Origin of the sequence: Prevotella sp. P4-98 (genome assembly GCF_002251405.1) — a bacterium.
GTDB lineage: Bacteria > Bacteroidota > Bacteroidia > Bacteroidales > Bacteroidaceae > Prevotella.
In genome coordinates this window covers 140,254-159,660 of sequence record NZ_NPJC01000001.1, presented here as the reverse complement: position 1 = coordinate 159,660, position 19,407 = coordinate 140,254, and the positions used below count along the sequence as shown (strand labels likewise).

12 protein-coding genes are annotated in these 19,407 nt (G+C 44.6%); 6 read left to right on the top strand and 6 right to left on the bottom strand.

What is annotated here, in order from left to right:
- Positions 1-11 precede the first annotated feature (11 nt).
- Both CIK96_RS00705 and CIK96_RS00700 read right to left on the bottom strand, forming a co-directional pair.
- Entirely contained in the window at positions 12-1,175 is a 1,164-nt protein-coding gene (locus CIK96_RS00705) for a hypothetical protein (RefSeq protein WP_094439029.1), read from the bottom strand.
- 171 nt (positions 1,176-1,346) lie between these two features.
- A complete protein-coding gene (locus CIK96_RS00700) occupies positions 1,347-2,387 on the bottom strand; it encodes an AraC family transcriptional regulator (protein WP_094389965.1) in 1,041 nt (346 codons plus the stop codon).
- Between the two features lie 204 nt (positions 2,388-2,591).
- Between CIK96_RS00700 and CIK96_RS00695 the strand changes: the two genes are divergently transcribed.
- Positions 2,592-3,620 (top strand): asparaginase, encoded by a 1,029-nt coding sequence (locus CIK96_RS00695; RefSeq protein ID WP_094389964.1) that lies wholly within the window; start codon positions 2,592-2,594, stop codon positions 3,618-3,620.
- A 126-nt stretch (positions 3,621-3,746) separates the two neighbouring features.
- Here CIK96_RS00695 and CIK96_RS00690 read toward each other — a convergent pair whose 3' ends face one another.
- From CIK96_RS00690 to CIK96_RS00675, 4 genes are all read right to left on the bottom strand, one after another.
- Positions 3,747-5,888 (bottom strand): peptidylprolyl isomerase, encoded by a 2,142-nt coding sequence (locus CIK96_RS00690; RefSeq protein ID WP_094439026.1) that lies wholly within the window; start codon positions 5,886-5,888, stop codon positions 3,747-3,749.
- Between the two features lie 197 nt (positions 5,889-6,085).
- Complete coding sequence (locus CIK96_RS00685) at positions 6,086-7,363, bottom strand: hemolysin family protein (protein WP_094439024.1); 1,278 nt, start codon at positions 7,361-7,363, stop codon at positions 6,086-6,088.
- Positions 7,360-8,019 carry an LPS export ABC transporter periplasmic protein LptC gene (gene lptC, locus CIK96_RS00680; protein ID WP_094389961.1) on the bottom strand — a complete coding sequence of 220 codons (660 nt, stop codon included), beginning with the start codon at positions 8,017-8,019 and terminating at the stop codon, positions 7,360-7,362. Before lptC ends, CIK96_RS00685 begins: the two co-directional genes overlap by 4 nt.
- Before the next feature lie 89 nt (positions 8,020-8,108).
- Positions 8,109-9,404, bottom strand: coding sequence for a hypothetical protein (locus tag CIK96_RS00675; protein WP_094439022.1), 1,296 nt, complete (start codon positions 9,402-9,404; stop codon positions 8,109-8,111).
- A gap of 100 nt (positions 9,405-9,504) precedes the next feature.
- Between CIK96_RS00675 and CIK96_RS00670 the strand changes: the two genes are divergently transcribed.
- The 5 genes from CIK96_RS00670 to CIK96_RS00650 all read left to right on the top strand — a co-directional run bounded on the left by CIK96_RS00670 (position 9,505) and on the right by CIK96_RS00650 (position 19,166).
- Positions 9,505-10,824, top strand: coding sequence for a DUF4105 domain-containing protein (locus tag CIK96_RS00670; protein ID WP_094439020.1), 1,320 nt, complete (start codon positions 9,505-9,507; stop codon positions 10,822-10,824).
- The gene (locus CIK96_RS00665; protein ID WP_094439018.1) at positions 10,814-12,193 is read left to right on the top strand and encodes an alkaline phosphatase family protein; all 1,380 of its coding nucleotides are present in this window, start codon (positions 10,814-10,816) and stop codon (positions 12,191-12,193) included. Before CIK96_RS00670 ends, CIK96_RS00665 begins: the two co-directional genes overlap by 11 nt.
- A 117-nt stretch (positions 12,194-12,310) precedes the next feature.
- Entirely contained in the window at positions 12,311-15,703 is a 3,393-nt protein-coding gene (secA, locus tag CIK96_RS00660; protein WP_094436754.1) for a preprotein translocase subunit SecA, read from the top strand.
- A gap of 120 nt (positions 15,704-15,823) precedes the next feature.
- Positions 15,824-16,522 (top strand): ABC transporter ATP-binding protein, encoded by a 699-nt coding sequence (locus CIK96_RS00655; protein ID WP_094389956.1) that lies wholly within the window; start codon positions 15,824-15,826, stop codon positions 16,520-16,522.
- Positions 16,523-16,646: 124 nt separating this feature from the next.
- Positions 16,647-19,166 carry an ATP-dependent Clp protease ATP-binding subunit gene (locus tag CIK96_RS00650; protein WP_094439016.1) on the top strand — a complete coding sequence of 840 codons (2,520 nt, stop codon included), beginning with the start codon at positions 16,647-16,649 and terminating at the stop codon, positions 19,164-19,166.
- The last annotated feature ends 241 nt before the right edge of the window (positions 19,167-19,407 follow it).

Genomic DNA, 19,407 nt, shown 5'->3' with positions numbered 1-19,407 from the left:
TTCTAAATGTTTCAGCTCTGTGGCTGAGTCTTCTTGCTTAAAATCTCTTGCCAGTTGAAATTACGAATCAGACCTGTGACGGTTTCGATTGTCATAATGAAAACTGAGATGAAACAGAAGATAAATACGCCCACAACCATCAGTCCGATCTTCATCACGATATAGATGAAGTTGGCGGGGTTGACCTCTCTACGGGTCTCCGTATAGCCGTTGGAATAGCGATATTTCACAATATCGTCGGGGAGTAACTGCATGGCAAGACCTACTCCAAAGAAGAATGCTGCCAAACGGAATCCCCACTTCTGCAAGCCTCGCATGAGACTTGCCTGGCGACGGTGACGTGATAATATATAGCCTCTGGGGTAGCCTGATATGATATATAGCGGGATGAGAATGATGAGGTAGATCATCCACGCACGTTTGGTATTGCTGCTGCTCTTCATAGAGTCAACAGCTCCCTGGGTATCTTTCAGCGCCAGTTCTTTCACAGCCTTGAAATCTTTTGCTGCGAGTTCCTCAAAGCGCTTCTTGTATTTCTCGTAGTCTTCCTGTTCCTTTTCGGAAGACTTCATATAGGCTTTCTTCCTTTCGTCGGTAGAGGCGGTGTCTGCCTGCTGCTTGTATTTTGCAGAATTGAGGCGTGAACTCTCTGCCCTCTGGTTATAATCGGTGAGATAGTAGGCTTTATATGCATTGGCACCATTGAGGCGCTCGTTGTAGTTTAAATTCCTTTCCCAAAGGACGGTATCCATCTTCTGATAAGCAATAGTGGTGTCGGCTTTCTGCCACAACTCTACTATCTTCACGTCTTTCTGGCGGTTTTGGACTGATTCCTGATCTAGGTTGCTGAAATACCAAAAGATGCAGGCACCGAGAATACTTCCAGCGATAAGTGCCAATTTCCAAGTACGGTGACGCTTGCGAGAATAGTGCACCACCTCTTTTAGGTCGCGTATGCGCTCATTGAACTGTTCGTCGTTAGGATCATCTGCCGAAGCCTGTGCCTGCTGGATGAGATCCTCCATGCGGTCGATTTCTTCTGGTGAGGTCGGATAGACGTTGTCCCAGTCGGTACTTCCCATCTTGATGTCTTTTGCTTTCACATGCGATGAGGTGAAAAGAGCTTGGTCAAGGTAACCCCAAGCGTCATAGTTTTTTTGTTGCTGTTCGTCCATAATTGTTTTATTGGGTTAAGTAATAATTGTCTTGTCGACTACGATGTCGCAAAGGTAATGCTTTTATTAATAAATCGTGTTTCATTGGGTAAAAAAACATGCTCATTAAAACAAAATCAGCATCTACCATTTGGTAAACGCTGATGTTCATCGGGTAAAAACAGCTTAGTATCAGGACGATGTGTGGATTTTACGATATTCTATGGGTGAACAGTCATGATAGCATGCAAATACACGGCGGAACGTAGATTGGGAGTTGAAACCTGATTTTTCTGCCACGATTGCCAGCGAATCAGATGTGGTGCGGAGCAGATGTTCGGCATGACTGATGCGTAGTTTGTTGACATAATCATAGAAGGTCTGACCGTTTTCCTGGTTGAAATATCTGCTGAGATAGGTACGGTTGGTACCAACCAGCGTGGCAACATCTGAAAGTTTAAGTTTGGGGTTGAGGTAGATTTGTTCCTGATAGAACAACCGTTGCACGATAGTGGCTATTGTACTCTGCTCCATATCGCTTTCATCTTGTGGTTCGTCGATGGTTTCAGTATTGACGAGTTCGTCTATGACAGATTCGTGGCGATACAGAAAATAGCTCAATACCATCCATAATGCCAGCGAGCATATCATGTATAGGTCGTCAGCATACGCTGTGCGCCGTAAAGAGGCTATGGTCCATACGATGAGGATAAAGAAGAAGCTGAACAATACGCCTTGCAACCAGTTGAGATTGATATTTTCCTGATAGGAGAAGCGGTCTTTCAACTGGCGATGGTAGTCGGAAATGAGCATCAAGGTTACGACAAGTGTGCCGATACCATAGATGGCGCCCCACCCTACAAGGCAGTGAAACCAAATAGGTGCATTGGTTATAAACAGTACTGCGATGAGGACAATAAAAACGGTCTCATGGAGTATGACTTTCTTCCAAGTAAGCCATCCGGGCTTAACAAGTTCCTTGAGGATGAAATTATAGATCGGTATCACCACCATGTCCATGGCTGTGAGTTCGTTCCACAGACCATCGTTCACTATGTTCTGGTTTTCTATGTAGAGGAAAAGGTCCTTGAAACTCTCTGCACAGGTGATAATCATGAGGATGGAAAACAGCCGTGAGAGCATATCGCTTCCTTTGCGCCAAAACATCCATGCCATCATAGAATAAAACATGGTACACAGGCCATATATATAATAGGTGAGCGAATCAATCATCGGTGTCGTCCTTTTTTTGTAAGTAGCGTTATGTTTTTAGTAAATGCAAAATTACGAAATAATAATGGAAAAAAGAAAACTTAACGCCGTTTTTTCTTCGATTTTAAACAAAGTGTAACTTCCTAACCCTAATATCGGCTAATTTCTTTGGAGTTTCACTTTTTATTTGTAACTTCGCAGCGGTCTATAAACATTTTCAGCAAGATGCAAAGCAAAATCCTACTCATTTACACAGGTGGAACAATCGGTATGAACCGAAATCCACACACAGGCGCTTTGGAACCTTTCGATTTTGAGCACCTGCTCTACAATGTGCCAGAACTCAAACAGTTTGACACGAAGATTGATACCATACAGTTTGAGCCTCCTATCGACTCCAGCGACATGACGCCTGCCCGATGGACTGAACTGAGTCACATCATCGCCAGTCACTATGACGCATACGATGGATTTGTCGTGCTTCACGGTACTGACACCATGGCATATACTGCCTCTGCCCTATCCTATCTGCTGGAAAACCTCACCAAGGCGGTCATCATCACAGGGTCGCAGCTGCCCATCGGGATGTTGAGAACGGACGGAAAGGAGAATCTCATCACCTCGATAGAGATTGCTGCAGCGAAAGACCATGAGGGTCATGCGCTCGTCCCTGAGGTTGGCATTTATTTCAATGGACGCCTGCTACGAGGCAACAGGACAACGAAGCAAAGTGCTGAGGAGTTTAATGCTTTCGAGTCGTTCAACTATCCTCATCTTGTGGATGCAGGAATTAATATCACCTACCATACGGAAAGGATGCTCAAACCGGATTGGGACAAACCGATGATCCCGCATTTCAAGCTCGACAATAATGTGATTATATTCTCGCTCTTTCCCGGCATACGCGAAGACTTGGTGCGCCACGTGATTGCCACACCAAATCTGAAGAGTATCGTCATGCGTACCTTCGGTTCGGGCAATGCCCCACAACGACCTTGGGTGATGCACGCGCTGAAAGAGGCTACGCACAACGGTAAAGTGGTGATCAACATCAGCCAGTGTATTCAAGGTGCAGTAGAAATGGGCCGATACGACACGGGGTATCAGTTACAAGAAGCGGGGGTCATCAGCGGCTACGATTCAACAGTGGAAAATGCGGTGACCAAACTGATGTATCTGCAATCGATTTTTGATGATCCGGAAACGGTAAGATATTACATGCGGCAAAGCATCCGTGGAGAAATAACCGTCTGACATCGGTAGTGTTTCGGGATATGCCACACAAACATTTCGCTTGATCCTGCCACACATCGATTACAAAAAAATAAGCCCCACACCTTCAAGGTATGGGGCTTAAATATTATCTTCCAGTTTCTACTTTTAGAAGAAGAGGTAGCGGTTGTCAACTACTTCAGCCTTCTGGTTGAGTTCCTGCATGTAACGTCCTGCTGCACGCATTGCCATCTGCTGAAGCATCGCCATCTGCTGCTTCACGTCAAACTTAGCACCTGCCTGCAGACTGCGCTTAGTCACTTGGAAGATGTAAGCACCACCATTGCCCTTGACAGGAGCCTGACACATCTGTCCCTGCTTAACAGCTGAAACTGCACCACTCAAAGCGGGCTCGCTGGCACCTGTGCTCTGTACGAATGCAGGAGCAGAGAATGTGATCTGGTCAACATTGCTGATGACAGCACCCTTCTGCTTGGCAGCGGCAATGGATTTAACACCATTCAACTTAGCAGCGGCAACTTCAAACTTCTTATCGCGGATGACTTCCTGACGTACCATGTCTTTCACGTCGTCAAGGCTACGATAGCCTACACGGTGAATCTTGGTCAGCGCAATAACCATCATGTGGTCGTTGTTTCCACATTCGTAGAGTGGTGAAACATCGCCTGGCTTAGCATCAAATACCCATTTCATAGCTTCACGTGTTGAGCGTACGCCTGCCACATAGTGCTCTGAATTGACCATATCCTGACGCTCCATCACTTTGAAACCAAATTTCTGAGCATTCTTCTCCAGTCCCTCCAGTGTTTTGTTTTCACTGACAAACTGGCTGAACTTGTTGTATGCCTGGTTGTAGGTTTCCTTAGAGAAATCAATAGTGTGCTTGATGATGGCAACATCATATTTTGTGGTCATCGCCTTGCGGTTGGTCACTTGAAGTACCATATTAGCCTGTGAGAGACTGAGCTTCACTACCTCGCCAACAGCAGTGTTGTTGAGGGCTGCGATGTATGCCTTCGTATCAGCATCGAGCGTCTGTGCACTTTCGTACATGGCAGAAGTCATCCATGTCTTCTGACCAGTCTGACCATATTTCTTAGCGAGGGCTTCAAAATCAGCATTACCCTTCAAGGCTGTATAAACGCTGTCTGCACGCTTTGCAGCTTCAGCTGTTTCGTCGCCTACCTGAATCATGCGGAACTCGATAGAGTCTGGCTGTTCTACTTTAGCGATGAGCTTGATGACGTTCAAGGTGTTGTCATAGCTTGTTTCGAAAACAGAAGAGGTCTGACCTACAGCCATAGAGTCAAGTTTGGCAGCTACATCAGCTGGGAATGCACGCTTGGTGGCTGCAATGCCTGTGTAGGCAACCTGTGACCGAGCTTTGCGAACAACTTCAGAAGGAGTCATTCCGCTTTCAAGTTTCAGCTTGGCTTCGCTCATGGTCTTGTTCAGCGCAGCACGGTCAGTCTTTGAAGGGAGAACCTGGAAGTCAACATACTTGATGTCGCGGCTTTCAACGGTCTGTTTGAACATTTCCTTCATCTCGTCATACTTAGCCTTCAGATCGCTGTCGGCAATCTTCACCTCGTTGTCTTTGATAGAGGTGTATGGGATAGCAGCCAAGGTGATGTTGCTTTCAATATTGTTATCATCGAAAGCCATCTTTGCTGAAACAGGGTTAGACAGCAGGCAATGACCCAGGAGGCTCTGGTATTTCATCATCAGCGTCTGCTGACGCAGCTGCTTCTCGATGAATTTCCAATAGTCGTAGATCTTCTTGTACTGCTCTGCAACCTGTTGCTGTTGTGGCTGTGACTGCATTTTCTTATACTCATCAAGGAATTTGGTGAGCTGGGTTACGTCAAAACGTCCTGTCTGCTGGTTGATGAAAGGAGTCTGAGCCAACATGGGGTTGGTACCGGCCTTCAGGATATTCTGAAGTTCTGCATCGGTAACGGTCAGACCTAATTCGTTGGCCTCTTTCTCCAGGATGGTGGTATTGACCACTTCCTGCCAGATCTGGTCTTTCAGCTGATTGAGTTCATCGTCAGAAAGGCTTTCGCGACCTTGGGTCATCTTGATTACTTCCTGATACTCGTCGACCATTGCCTGAAAGTCCTGAACGGACACTTTCTTACCTAACACTTCGCCGACTTGTTGACGTTTCTCGTTGTTTGTTGCTTCGCAAGAGCGAAACATTTCTTCGGCGATAAAAGCAAAGAGGGCCAATCCAATCACGGTGGCGAGGACAGGTCCCCAGCTTCTGATTTTTCCAATTACTGCCATTGTTTTTTAATTATTTTATTTTTTTGTTATTGCTCTAAGTTTTTCATTGACATGTTCCACTTGTCTTTTTCTGCCATGCTGTCAGTATAGGCAAAGATGTGCAACTTGTGGGTCATGTTTCCGCTTTTAGCGTACAAAGTTAGTAAAAAATAGTCATTAAACGAAAGATAATCACAAAAAAGTGTAGTTTAGAATCGTTATTCTTCTACTTTCAACCTTACAAGTTCTATCTTTGTCATGGTATTTTTTACTATCTTGAATTCAAAATGCCCGATTTTGACCACTTCATTGAGTTTCGGAAAACTTTGATATTCATGAAGAATGAGGCCTCCGACTGTCATATAGTCGTCGCTTTCGGGCAGGTCGAGGGAGAACATCTCGTTGACCTTTTCTATTTCCAGTCGGGCAGAAAGCATATATTCGCCTTCACCCAACTGTTTTGCCACATAGTGCATGTTGTCATGCTCGTCTTCAATATCACCGAAGATTTCCTCAACAATGTCTTCAAGCGACACAAGGCCACTGGTGCCACCGAATTCATCGATGACCACTGCCAATGATTTCTTTTCTTGAAGGAATGTGTGCATCAGTTTGCTTGCTGCCATCGTTTCCGGAACATAAGGCATTTCGCGGATCATGCTACTTGGAATCGGGTCTTCGCCCACGATTTTAGCGCCTATTCTGAAAAGATCTGATGAATGGACATAACCGATGACGTGGTCAATATCTTCACGATAGACCACAATCTTGGAGTGACCACTTTCTATGAATCTGCTTTTCAGCTGGTCCATCGATGCCTTCTCTATATCCACCGATTCTATCTCTGTGCGGGGAACCATACAGTCGCGTACCTTGGTATCAGAGAAGTCGAGTGCATTATGGAAGATCTTGACCTCTTCAATCTGTTGTTCGTCAGGAGCATTGTCTATGCTGGTCTGTACGAGATAGTCCAAATCTACTTTTGTAAATGCCTTGTCGGCACTATCGTTGTCGATCTTCTGTCCTGACAACCGCAGCAGACCTTTTGATAGTACTGTGGCAAAACGCGAGATGGGAAAGAGTGTGACGTAGCACGCCATGGTAGGAACAGCAAAGAATCGCAGCATCGTATTGGGACTCGCCTTGAATATCGTCTTGGGCAGGAATTCTCCTGTAAAGAGCACAATGACTGTGGATAACAGCGTGTCGGCCGTGACACGACTTCCGTCATTAAGTGAGGCAAACAAGGTGTTGTCGAATATTGCTGCAAAGAGAATACCATATACTACCAGAGCGATATTGTTGCCCACTAGCATGGTGCTCACAAAGTCGTTGGGGTGGCGGTAAAAGAAGGAAATGGCCTTGTCTGCCAGTCCGTTTTTCTCCCGTTCCATCTCCGCTCTAAGTCTGTTACTGGAGACGAAAGCTATTTCCATGCCTGAAAAGAAGGCTGAAAATATCATGGTAATGATGATACCTACTATAAGATTTGTCATGGTTGTGATGTTTTGGTCGTTGCGGCACGCCTGACAGCCGGTTGGCGTTGTGACTGTTGTGTAGTGGCAGTATCGGAAAGTGTGGCAGTCTTCTGCTTGTCGGGAGCAGTGTTCTCGCTTTCACCACTCATATCCGACTCCAGGAAGGAACCGACACTATTGGTGACTTCATAACGTTGCATGCGTTCGTCACTCCGAAAATACGTGCCTTGCATTTCGCGTTCGGGCGTGATAACCTTGGAAAATTTATGGGAATAGAATTCATGGGCAATACCGTCCCAGAACAGTTCTTCGCTTCTGAATATAAGTCCGTTTACATTACGTATGCGCACTCTTCCACGCAGTTCCCACAATTTCTTTTGATCATAATACCACGCAGTATCGGCCTGTATATAACCTTCTACATGAAACTTCTCATCAAACTGTTCAAGGAAAATGCCCTTTTCAAAAGTCCAACGACTGGGGTTCTTCACGGTATTGACATCCCACCGTTCAGTAACGATGCGGTATTTGATGACACCAGAGTCGCTGATGAGGGTGTTGATACCATAACTTGTCATCATCGAGACAGAGTCACGGTCACGCACAGCAGGTGCAGTATGGTCTTTTGGCTTTTGGCAGGACCCTGCCCCCACAGACAACAGCAGGGCAAGCATAGTGCCCGCCCAGATGTTGGAAGAATGGTATTTTCGCTTAAGTATCAATTTACAAGTGTTGTTTGTTTATTATATGTCCTAAGACAGACTTATTCTACTTTCCACTTAGCAAACCATTTCTCATTGAAGGTAATGCCAAGATTGATGCGGAAGGTATTTTCTGTTATCATATTGGTGGCTGACTGTCTTGCCCATTGGACACTAATGTTGAGAACAGAACGGTTACCCCATTTGTTGACCAATGGGATGCCCATACCTGCACTCACGCTGAGTTCTTTCGGTCCATCTTGTCCGTTTACTTTATAATAAGGTGTGGCGTAAGATACGCCAAAACGATAGTGGGTGTGCGTAAGAAGATTCTTAAGACTCAAGGAAGTCCAGTTGGATGCACTTGGAATCCAATCAAGTCCAACTGTCATCTTGTGGCGGTTGTTGAGCAATCCGCTTACAAGTTGATATTTGTTGTTTTCGTATTTAGGATAATCGATGTTTGACCAACGCTGGAAAGAATAATCCGCACCAACTGTGAGCGTTTTGTTGTGACACCATGCAAAACCAAGACCCAATGTCATTGGGAGCTTGAAAGCATCGTCTATAGTCGCCGTGTCTGACGTCATTACACTATTCTGGGTATCGGTATTGGTATTGATCAGCTGTGCCTCGCCTCCCATTTTATGACCTAATCCGAATGTTGCACCAATGGTCAGTACATCTTTCTTACCTAAAGCCTGTTGGTACTGCGCTCCAAAATCGAGTTTGTAGGTATTGACGCTTGTTGAATAAATACGGCTCAGGGTATTGGCTGCAGACTGGTTGGTGGTGTTGGTAATGCTGCGCTCTGTATTTCCCCAGAGATAGCCAGCGTTGACACCGACAGAAAATCCTTTAACAGGTTCCCAACCGGCACCGACATATACTTCACGCAATCCGCCGTTACCGCTATGGGTCTCTATACTATAGAGTGAAGAACTGGCAACATCGGTGCGCGAATAGGAATAACCTACATTGGTGAACGGTACGATACCGAAACTAATACCCAAACTGGGCATTGCACGGAACATAGCCACTGCATATTCAAAATCAGCATTCTTGGCATTCACCTTCGTGTTACCTTCCTTAAAATTTGTAATTTGTCCGGAAAGCCCCACGTCAAAAATCATAGTTAGGGAGTCGGCTGCAGAATACGATGCAGGGTTGAGCGTATTCACCTGATTTCCGTAGCGGAAGCCAAGGCCAAGACCATTCATGCCACGATTAAACCCTTGTGACTGTTCTGACAAAATACCGAGGCCATATTGGCTGTAAGGCGAGTTGGTGCCACTCTGAGCGCTAACAGTCAGGGCACTGGCAAAAAGGAGTATGCCATTTATAAAAAGCTTCTTCATCTATTTGTTTTGTTTATCTTTTCGATTACGGCTTGCAAAATTATCGAAAAAAAACGAAATAAAAGCACGATAAGTGGAAAATATAGGTTAATTTTGCATCGTGAAACATTTAGAAAACATTTTTAATGCTCTTAAAGGGGGACTTTTAACACTCTCGCTGGTATTGTCGCAAGCAGTATGGGCACAACCTTATGCCCCCGTTGGAAGCAATAGCGGAACTGTTGCTGTGGAAGATGAAAACAAAGAAAAAGCGTCGGATACGAACGCAACAGGCCAGCCCGACTTGTTTGCCCAGCGAATGGATTCTGTAGAAATCAGTCTCCTAACTTGTCAGCCTCACGACGAAATATACAGTCTTTACGGACATACTGCAATTCGCTATCATGAATTGTGGCCTAAAGGCATTGATGTCGCTTTCAATTACGGTGTCTTTGACTTCAGAAAGCCTTTCTTTATAGGAAGATTTGTATTAGGATGGACCGACTACGAATTAGGAGCTTACCCCTATACTTTATTTAAAGATGAATACCGACGCTTTGGAAGCATGGTTACCGAACAGGTTCTCAATCTTACTACCGAAGAGAAGCTACGCTTGAAAAATGCACTTGCAGATAATCTTCAGGACGGAAACCGTATCTATCGTTATAATTACTTTTATAGCAACTGTACTACGAAGGCACGCGATATTATAGAACAATGTATTTCCGGAAAGCTCATATATGAGCCACGGGATAATTATCAGCCAACCTATCGTGAAATGATTCATGAGATGACAAAACGTCACCCATGGGCTGCTTTTGGCAATGACATGCTGTTGGGAATCCGTTCTGACATAAAGACAGACCAAAGGCAACAAGAATTTTTGCCTAATAATCTCATGTATGATTTTGACCATGCACGCATCTTCGCTAATGGCGAATATCGTCCGTTGGTGAAAGAACGAAGAGTGGCTGTTCCGGCTGGTGTTCAGCTGTTAAAGTCTGAGTTTCCATTATCGCCAACAGCTTGCGCTATCATCATCAGCATATTGGCGTTAGCTCTATTTGTTGTTCAATGCCGAGTACATAAGATTCTGTTAGCTTGGGACATACTGTTGGTCGCCATACAGTCAATCATCGGACTGTTGCTCTTTGTGATGCTTTTCTCTGTGCATCCTACGACCACCCTGAATCTGCAGATCCTGCTCTTCAACCCTATCCCACTTTTTTTTCTTTATAAGGTTGTTCGAGGAAAGAAAACAATCTATTGGAACATAGCCTTAGTCCTTGTTATATTCTTCCTTATTGGAGGAATTTGGCAGGATTATGCAGAAGGCATCTGGAGTTTGGCATTATGTTTGCTGTTACAAAGTATCGTACATATAAAAATAATAATAAAGTGCCAGAACAAAGGCAGCAGAAACCTGCAAAATGAAGAATAGATATATCTACATCACACTCATGAGTTTGCTTGGGCTTACAGCAGAAGCACAAGCACAACTTATAGCACAGGCTCCTAGACTGGTGGTCAATATTCAAATAGACCAACTGCGTACTGACTTTCTGGAAACATACGCTCCTCTTTATGGCCCAGACGGATTCAACAGATTGTTGAAGCACGGAATGGTGTTTACGAATGGAGCGTACAATTTCTCACCTGTTGACCGCGCATCAGCCATTGCCTCTGTCCAGACCGGAACATCACCCTACTATCATGGAATAACAGCTTTTGAATGGCTCGACAAAGAAACCCTACGTCCACAACAATGTGTGCGCGATACTAAGGTTGGATATTCACCTAACCATCTAGGGACTTCCACTTTGGGAGATGAATTAAAGATTGCAACCAATGGTATCGGAAAGGTCTATTCGTTTGCAGCAACTGCCGATGCAGCCATCCTTTCTGCCGGACATGCAGCTGATGGAGTATTGTGGGTCAATAACAACCAATGGACATCCACCACGTATTATCAGCCTTACGACAAATGGATTTCCGGTTATTCCAGACTATATGCGCCAGGAACAGACGTCAATGCAGGAATTACAACTGCAGCGTTGGAATGTGTCAAACAGGCAGGAATCGGTATTGATGATAAACCCGACCTGATCAACCTCACCTATGAGGCTGGTCGCACGATGGAGTCGTATGTAAAACTCGATGAGAATATTTCAACCCTCATTAAAGGAATAGAAGGACATCTCAATAGAGACCGCATCCTATTTGTGATTTCAGGAACAGCCTATCGGGAGGAAACAGAAGATGATCATGCTACTAATGCACGCTTCCGAATCCCAACAGGAAATTTCTATATCAACCGAACGGCAAATCTTCTCAACATGTATCTTGGTGCAATCTTCGGACAAGCACAATACATAGAATATTGCTACCATAATCAGCTATTCTTCAATCGTCAGACTTTAAGACAAAAGAATATCAATCTCGGAGACTTGATGGAGCGTTCGCAGGAATTTCTCCTTCAAATTTCCGGAATACGTAACGTCTATACTGCTAATCAGTTGCTAACAAGCGATAATCATCAGCTTGAACCTATCCGCAACGGATTTAATATAGAAAAATGCGGTGACTTGATTATTGACATCACTCCAGGTTGGCAACTCGTTAACGAGGAAACCTTGGAAAAGTCAACATCACGCGCTTACAACATTCCTTTCCCTATTATTATTTACGGAGACGGTGTCCGGAGCGAACGCGTACAGACACCTGTCACAGCCGACAGAATTGCTCCAACAATAGCCCGTTCCATACGCATCAGGGCTCCTAATGCCTGTTCGGCAGTCCCTCTTTTCTAAAGACGACGGACAATAAATATCAGTTAACTTGCAACTTTACGGAATATTATTAGTAACTTTGCAAGCGTTTTTACGTAAAATAATAATAGTAATCAAAGAAAAAGAAACAAAACAAATATGAACTTAACGAAAATATTGACATCACTCTTCGGTAATAAATCGACGAGAGATATGAAACTCATCCAGCCGTTGGTGGAAAAGGTTAAAGCCGTATATCCTGAAATACAGAAATTGGACAACGACCAGTTACGTCAACGCACTCGCGACATACAAAAACGCATACAGGAATCTGCCAAAGAACAAAAAGCAGAAATCAAGAGACTTAAAGATACCATCGAAGAAACACCTATTGATGAACGTGCCGACATCTTTGCCAAAATCGACAAACTGGAGAAAGAAGTTCTCGACATCTTTGAAAAACAGCTTGACGAAGCGATGCCTGAGGCTTTCAGCATCGTCAAGGAAACTGCACGCCGATTTGCCGAAAACGAAGAAACAATTGTTACTGCAACCGATTTCGACCGCGAACTGGCATCAGATCCAAGAAAAGACTTTATTACCATTGACGGAGATAAAGCTATTTATCACAACCATTGGACCGCAGGAGGAAACGACCTTAAATGGGAAATGGTACACTATGATGTACAGCTGTTTGGTGGTACTGTGCTCCATCAGGGAAAAATTGCCGAAATGGCAACTGGTGAAGGTAAAACCCTCGTAGCCACTCTTCCTGTATTCCTTAATGCCCTGACAGGAAACGGTGTCCATGTGGTAACTGTCAACGATTATCTAGCTAAGCGTGACTCTGAATGGATGGGACCGCTTTACATGTTCCATGGTCTTTCTGTAGATTGTATCGACAAGCATCAGCCTAACTCAGATGCAAGACGTCGTGCTTACCAGTGTGACATTACTTTCGGTACCAACAACGAATTTGGTTTCGACTATCTGCGTGATAATATGGCCACCTCACCACAGGACCTCGTCCAGCGCGCACACAACTATGCCATCGTCGATGAGGTAGATAGCGTGTTGATTGATGATGCACGTACTCCTCTGATCATCTCTGGTCCTGTTCCTAAAGGTGACGACCAGATGTTTGAGGAATATCAGCCTCTCGTAGAAAAAATCGTGGCTGTACAGCGTCAACTTGCTACACAATACTTGGCAGAGGCTAAGCAGAAAATCAGCGAAGGACAAGCAAAAGGTGACAAGAAGCTCACAGAAGAGGGTTTCCTTGCCTTGTTCCGTTCGTTCAAGTCGCTCCCTAAAAACAAACCGCTCATCAAATTCCTCTCTGAAGAGGGTATTAAAACCGGACTTCAGAATACTGAGAATACCTACATGGAGAACAACAACCGACGCATGCCAGAAGCAGTTGAACCTCTGTACTTTGTAGTTGATGAAAAGCTGAACTCATGTGACTTAACCGACAAAGGAACGGCATGGTTAGCCCAACAGGTGAATGACTCAGAACTCTTTGTATTGCCCGATATCGCCGGACAGCTGTCGGCTCTTGAAGCAGATAGCAGCCTTTCTGAGGAAGAGCGCGTGACCAAGAAAGATGAGTTGCTCAGCCATTACGCTATCCAAAGCGAACGCGTACACACCTTGCAGCAGTTGCTCAAAGCATACACCATGTTTAATAAAGATGATGAGTATGTTGTGATTGACGGTGAAGTGAAGATTGTCGATGAGCAAACCGGACGTATCATGGAAGGACGCCGTTGGAGCGATGGATTGCATCAGGCTGTGGAAGCCAAGGAACATGTGAAAGTGGAAGCTGCAACACAGACCTTCGCCACCATTACACTCCAAAACTATTTTCGTATGTACCATAAACTCGCAGGTATGACAGGTACTGCTTCTACCGAGGCAGGTGAGTTTTGGGACATCTACAAACTCGATGTTGTTGAAATTCCAACAAACCGTCCTGTTATCCGTAAGGATATGGACGACAGAATCTATAAAACCGCACGCGAGAAATACAATGCTGTCATTGAGGAAATTGAGGAAATGCGCAATAGCGGACGCCCTGTACTTGTAGGTACAACCTCCGTTGAAATCTCTGAATTGCTCTCTAAAATGCTCAATATGCGAAAGATTCCTCATCAAGTCCTGAATGCCAAGCTCCACCATAAGGAGGCTGACATTGTGGCAGAGGCAGGACGCAGTAATTTGGGACGTGTAGAGATTGTTGATGAAGAAGGTAATAAACACGTAGAAGAACGTATGCTTGGTGCCGTGACTATTGCAACCAACATGGCTGGACGTGGTACCGACATCAAACTGACTGCAGAAGTGAAAGCTGCAGGAGGTCTGGCAATCATTGGTACTGAGCGTCATGAAAGCCGACGGGTTGACCGTCAGTTGCGTGGACGTGCTGGACGTCAGGGAGACCCAGGTTCATCAGTATTCTATGTATCTCTTGAAGATAAGCTCATGCGTCTGTTTGGTTCTGAACGTATTGCCTCTGTTATGGACCGCTTAGGTTTCAAGGAAGGCGAACGCATCGAGAGTCCGATGATGAGCAAGCAGATTGAACGTGCACAGCGTAAGGTAGAGGAAAACAACTTTGGTATCCGTAAACGTCTTTTGGAATATGATGACGTCATGAACCGTCAACGTACCGTAATCTATGAGAAACGTCGCCATGCCTTGATGGGAGAACGTATCGGAATGGATATTGCCAATATGCTTTGGGACCGTGTTGCTACTACTATCGAGCAAAACGACTATGAAGGATGCCGTGAAGCCTTCATTCGTTTGTTTGCCATGGAAGTGCCTTTCACCGAAGAACAACTGCAGTCTGGACATCTTGAAGAACTGGAAGAAAACTCCTACAAGAAAGTGATGGAAGCCTTTGAGCGTAAGACAGAACACATCTGTGAGATTGCTCAACCTGTCATAGAGAAAGTCTATACCGAACAAGGTGACCGTTTTGACAGAATAGCAGTTCCTTTGACTGACGGACGACGACTCTATCAGATTCCTTGCAACCTAAAGGAAGCATACGAAACAAAATCGAAGTCTATTGTCAAGCAGTTTGAAAAACAAATGTTGCTCCACGTCATCGATGAGGCATGGAAAGAAAACCTCCGTGCACTCGACGAACTTCGTCACTCGGTACAGAATGCTTCATACGAACAGAAAGACCCCTTGCTCATCTTCAAGTTGGAAAGTGCAAAGGTATGGGATAACATGATTAACGATATGAACAATCGCATCGTCTCTGTACTCATGCGCACCACTATTCCGGAAATGCAGCAAGTGGAAGAGGCTGGTCCAGAACCAGCTCAACGTCCACGCCAGCAATACACGGAAAACAAACCAACCGTTGAGCAGGAGCAGATGAGCGATCCTAACATGCGTGCGGCAGCCGCTCACGACACACGTGCACAACAGCCACGTACTCCTATCGTCAAGGAAAAAATGCCAGGACGTAACGACCCATGTCCTTGCGGTTCGGGTAAGAAATTCAAAAACTGCCACGGACGCGGATTAGTATAAACAAATCATGCAGCACACCACACGTTATCATGCGGTGTGCTGCATTCTCAATAAGTTGCACACGCTGTGCGCAGCGAAAATACAAATAACAGTCAAGGATAAAACCAATAGAAATCAACAATGATTACCATAAACAATCTTCAGAAGAATTTCGGAACTACAGTAGCTTCTTCCATCGAATACTTTGAAATAACAGATGGAGAGATTCTCGGCCTCGTTGGCAACAATGGTGCAGGTAAGACTACCCTATTCCGACTCATGCTCGATTTGCTCAAAGCGGATTCCGGCTTTGTCACTATTGATGGCATTAACCCCAGTGAGAATGAAGATTGGAAACAACATGTTGGCGCTTATATCGATGAGGGATTCCTGATAGACTTTCTTACGCCAGAAGAATATTTCGCCTTTTTGGGAAAAGTGTCAGGAATGACCAAAGAACAATCTGAGAAGCGTATGGAAGATTTTACTGACTTTGCTGCAGGAGAGATTTTTGGACAGAAGAAACTAATCCGCAACCTATCGGCTGGTAACAAGCAGAAGGTGGGTATTATATCTGCCCTATATAGACGTCCCAGCATCGTCATCCTCGACGAACCCTTCAATTTCCTTGATCCGAGCAGTCAGACACTACTCAAACACTTACTGACTGACTATGTGGCACAGACCAAGGCAACCCTACTGATCTCAAGCCACAATCTTCAGCACACAGTAGATATTTCTACACGAATAGCTCTACTCGAACACGGATGCATTATCCGTGACTTAGACAATAAAAACCAACAAGCCATACACGAGCTGGATTTGTATTTCGGCAGTTAACACATGGACAAAAAACATCTCTCCAAACTATATAAATTTTAATAATAAGAAAGGGATGTCTGAATTTGCCACAAACTGTGTGTAGGTTATCGTTGGCACGTTATTTGCAATCATGTTTTCAGTTATGACAAATCAGTTTTCAGAAAAGATATCAGAAATACTCGCATACTCGCGAGAAGAAGCCATACGGCTCGCAAACCGTTGTGTGGCTCCAGAACACCTGTTGCTGGGAATGATGCGCCTACGCGAAAGCACTACCAACAGTCTGTTTCATCGCCTCGGCATCGACAGTCAATCGGTCAAGGAAAAACTTGAGGAACTTGCCCGTAACGAGAAAGTTGCCATAAGTGAAGAACAGTCTGACATCATTCTCACTCCACAAGCTAACAATATTTTGAAACTGGCCGTTCTTGAAGCACGTTTCGGTCACAGTCAACAAGTGGAAGAAGAACATCTGTTGCTTGCCATCATGCACGATGCGGCAAACAATGGTGCAAAACAAATTTTGGAATCCAACAACATGAACTACGAAGAAATACGTTCTTTACTCCATGTCACAAATGGTGTAGGACTTCCTGAGGAAGAATTCGAAGAAGAGCAGAAAAAAGCTAATTCTTCTAACCAAAGCAATGGAAATACTACCACTACACAACAAGACAAACAGAAATCGAAAACTCCCATGCTCGATAATTTCTCAACCGATCTGACTCTTCAGGCTCGAAACAACAAACTTGATGAGGTTGTGGGACGAGAGAAAGAGATGATGCGGGTCATGGAAATTCTGGGACGCAGAAAGAAGAATAACCCTATTCTGATTGGTGAACCTGGCGTAGGAAAGAGCGCTATTGTGGAAGGATTGGCACAAGCCATCGCCAACAAGAAATGCCCTCCTTTATTGTTTGGTAAACGTGTATTAACGCTCGATCTTACAGGGGTTGTTGCTGGTACGAAATATCGTGGACAGTTTGAAGAACGCATACGGCAGCTCATTAAGGAACTCGAACAGAATGATGATGTCATCATCTTCATTGATGAAATCCATACCCTCATAGGCGCTGGTTCAACACCAGGCTCTATGGATGCTGCCAATATTCTCAAACCAGCATTGGCACGTGGTGTGATACAATGTATCGGAGCTACCACACTTGACGAATATAGAAATTCCATCGAAAAGGATGGAGCTTTGGAACGCCGATTCCAAAAAGTCATAGTAGAGCAGAATACTCCCGCAGAGACGCTTCAGATACTTCACAATATCAAGCATCACTACGAGAAGCATCATCACGTGAACTATACCGATGAGGCTCTTGCTGCATGCGTTAGTCTCACGGAGCGATACATCAGCGACAGACAACAACCGGATAAAGCCATTGATGTAATGGATGAAGTCGGGGCACGTCTGCACTTGACAAACACACAAGTTCCGGCAGAAATCATCGAAAAGGAAAAACAACTCAAGGAGGCAAGCGAAAAGAAACGCCAAGCGGTGAAAAACCAGAATTACGAATTGGCTGCCAGTCATCGTGATCGAGAAGCGCAACTCCAACAGGAACTGGATGCCCTTAATACTAATTGGCAGAATGGTGAAGACATAGACCGCCAGAATGTCAGTCTTAAGGATGTACAAGACGTTGTTTCGATCATGACTGGTGTTCCTGTACAACGCTTAGCGCAAGCCGAAGGTATCCGATTGAAAGGCATGAACCTGAAACTGCAGGAAGAGGTTGTGGCACAAGACAAAGCCATCGATAAGATGGTAAAAGCAATCATGCGCAACCGGGTGGGACTGAAAGAACCTAACCATCCTATCGGCGTATTCATGTTCATTGGTCCTACGGGAGTAGGTAAAACCTATCTGGCGAAGAAACTCGCAGAATTTATGTTCGGCAGTAGTGATGCGCTCATTCGTGTTGACATGAGTGAATATACCGAATCGTTCAACGTGTCCAGACTGGTTGGTGCACCTCCAGGTTACGTTGGTTACGAGGAAGGTGGTCAGTTGACCGAACGCGTTCGTCGTCGTCCCTACTCCATCGTACTACTTGATGAGATTGAAAAGGCACATAGTAACGTTTTCAACCTCTTGCTTCAAGTTCTCGACGAAGGTCGTCTGACTGATGGTAACGGACGCTTTGTGGATTTCCGCAATACGGTTATCATTATGACCTCTAATGCAGGTACACGCCAACTGAAGGATTTCGGTCGGGGTGTAGGCTTTAACACAGCAGGAAACAGTTCATTCATGCTCAATGACCAGGATAAGGAACATGCGCGCAGTATTGTGCAGAAAGCATTGTCTAAACAGTTCTCACCAGAGTTTCTGAACCGCATGGACGAGATTATCACCTTTGAGCAGTTGGATTTAGAGGCTATTAAGAAAATCATCGACATCGAACTACGCGGACTTTTCAAACGTATGGAAGCACTCGGCTATCAAGTGCAGATAACCGACGAAGCCAAGGCTTTTGTTGCAGAACGCGGCTATGATGTGCAATTTGGTGCGCGTCCATTGAAACGTGCGATTCAGAACTATATAGATGATGGTATTGCAGAACTTATCATCGATGGAGAACTGGAGGCTAACAGTACCATATCAATAAGCAAAGAGGAAGGAAAAAGTGAATTGACTATCCAAAAGATATAATCTTCACCTTCTTACTCCAATATATGAATACTAAGGCATCATCTACCTTTCAAAGGTAAGATGGTGCTTTTTTCTTATTGTGCTCCCAAACAGGCGAAAAAGCAATGTTTTTTTATGTTTTTATACATATTTGCTACAAAAAGAAAGAAATATAGCATATTTTTTGATAATTTGTTTGGTATTTCAGATTTTTGATGTAATTTTGCAACCGAAAACAAAAAAGAAGTAGAAAAAACGTTAT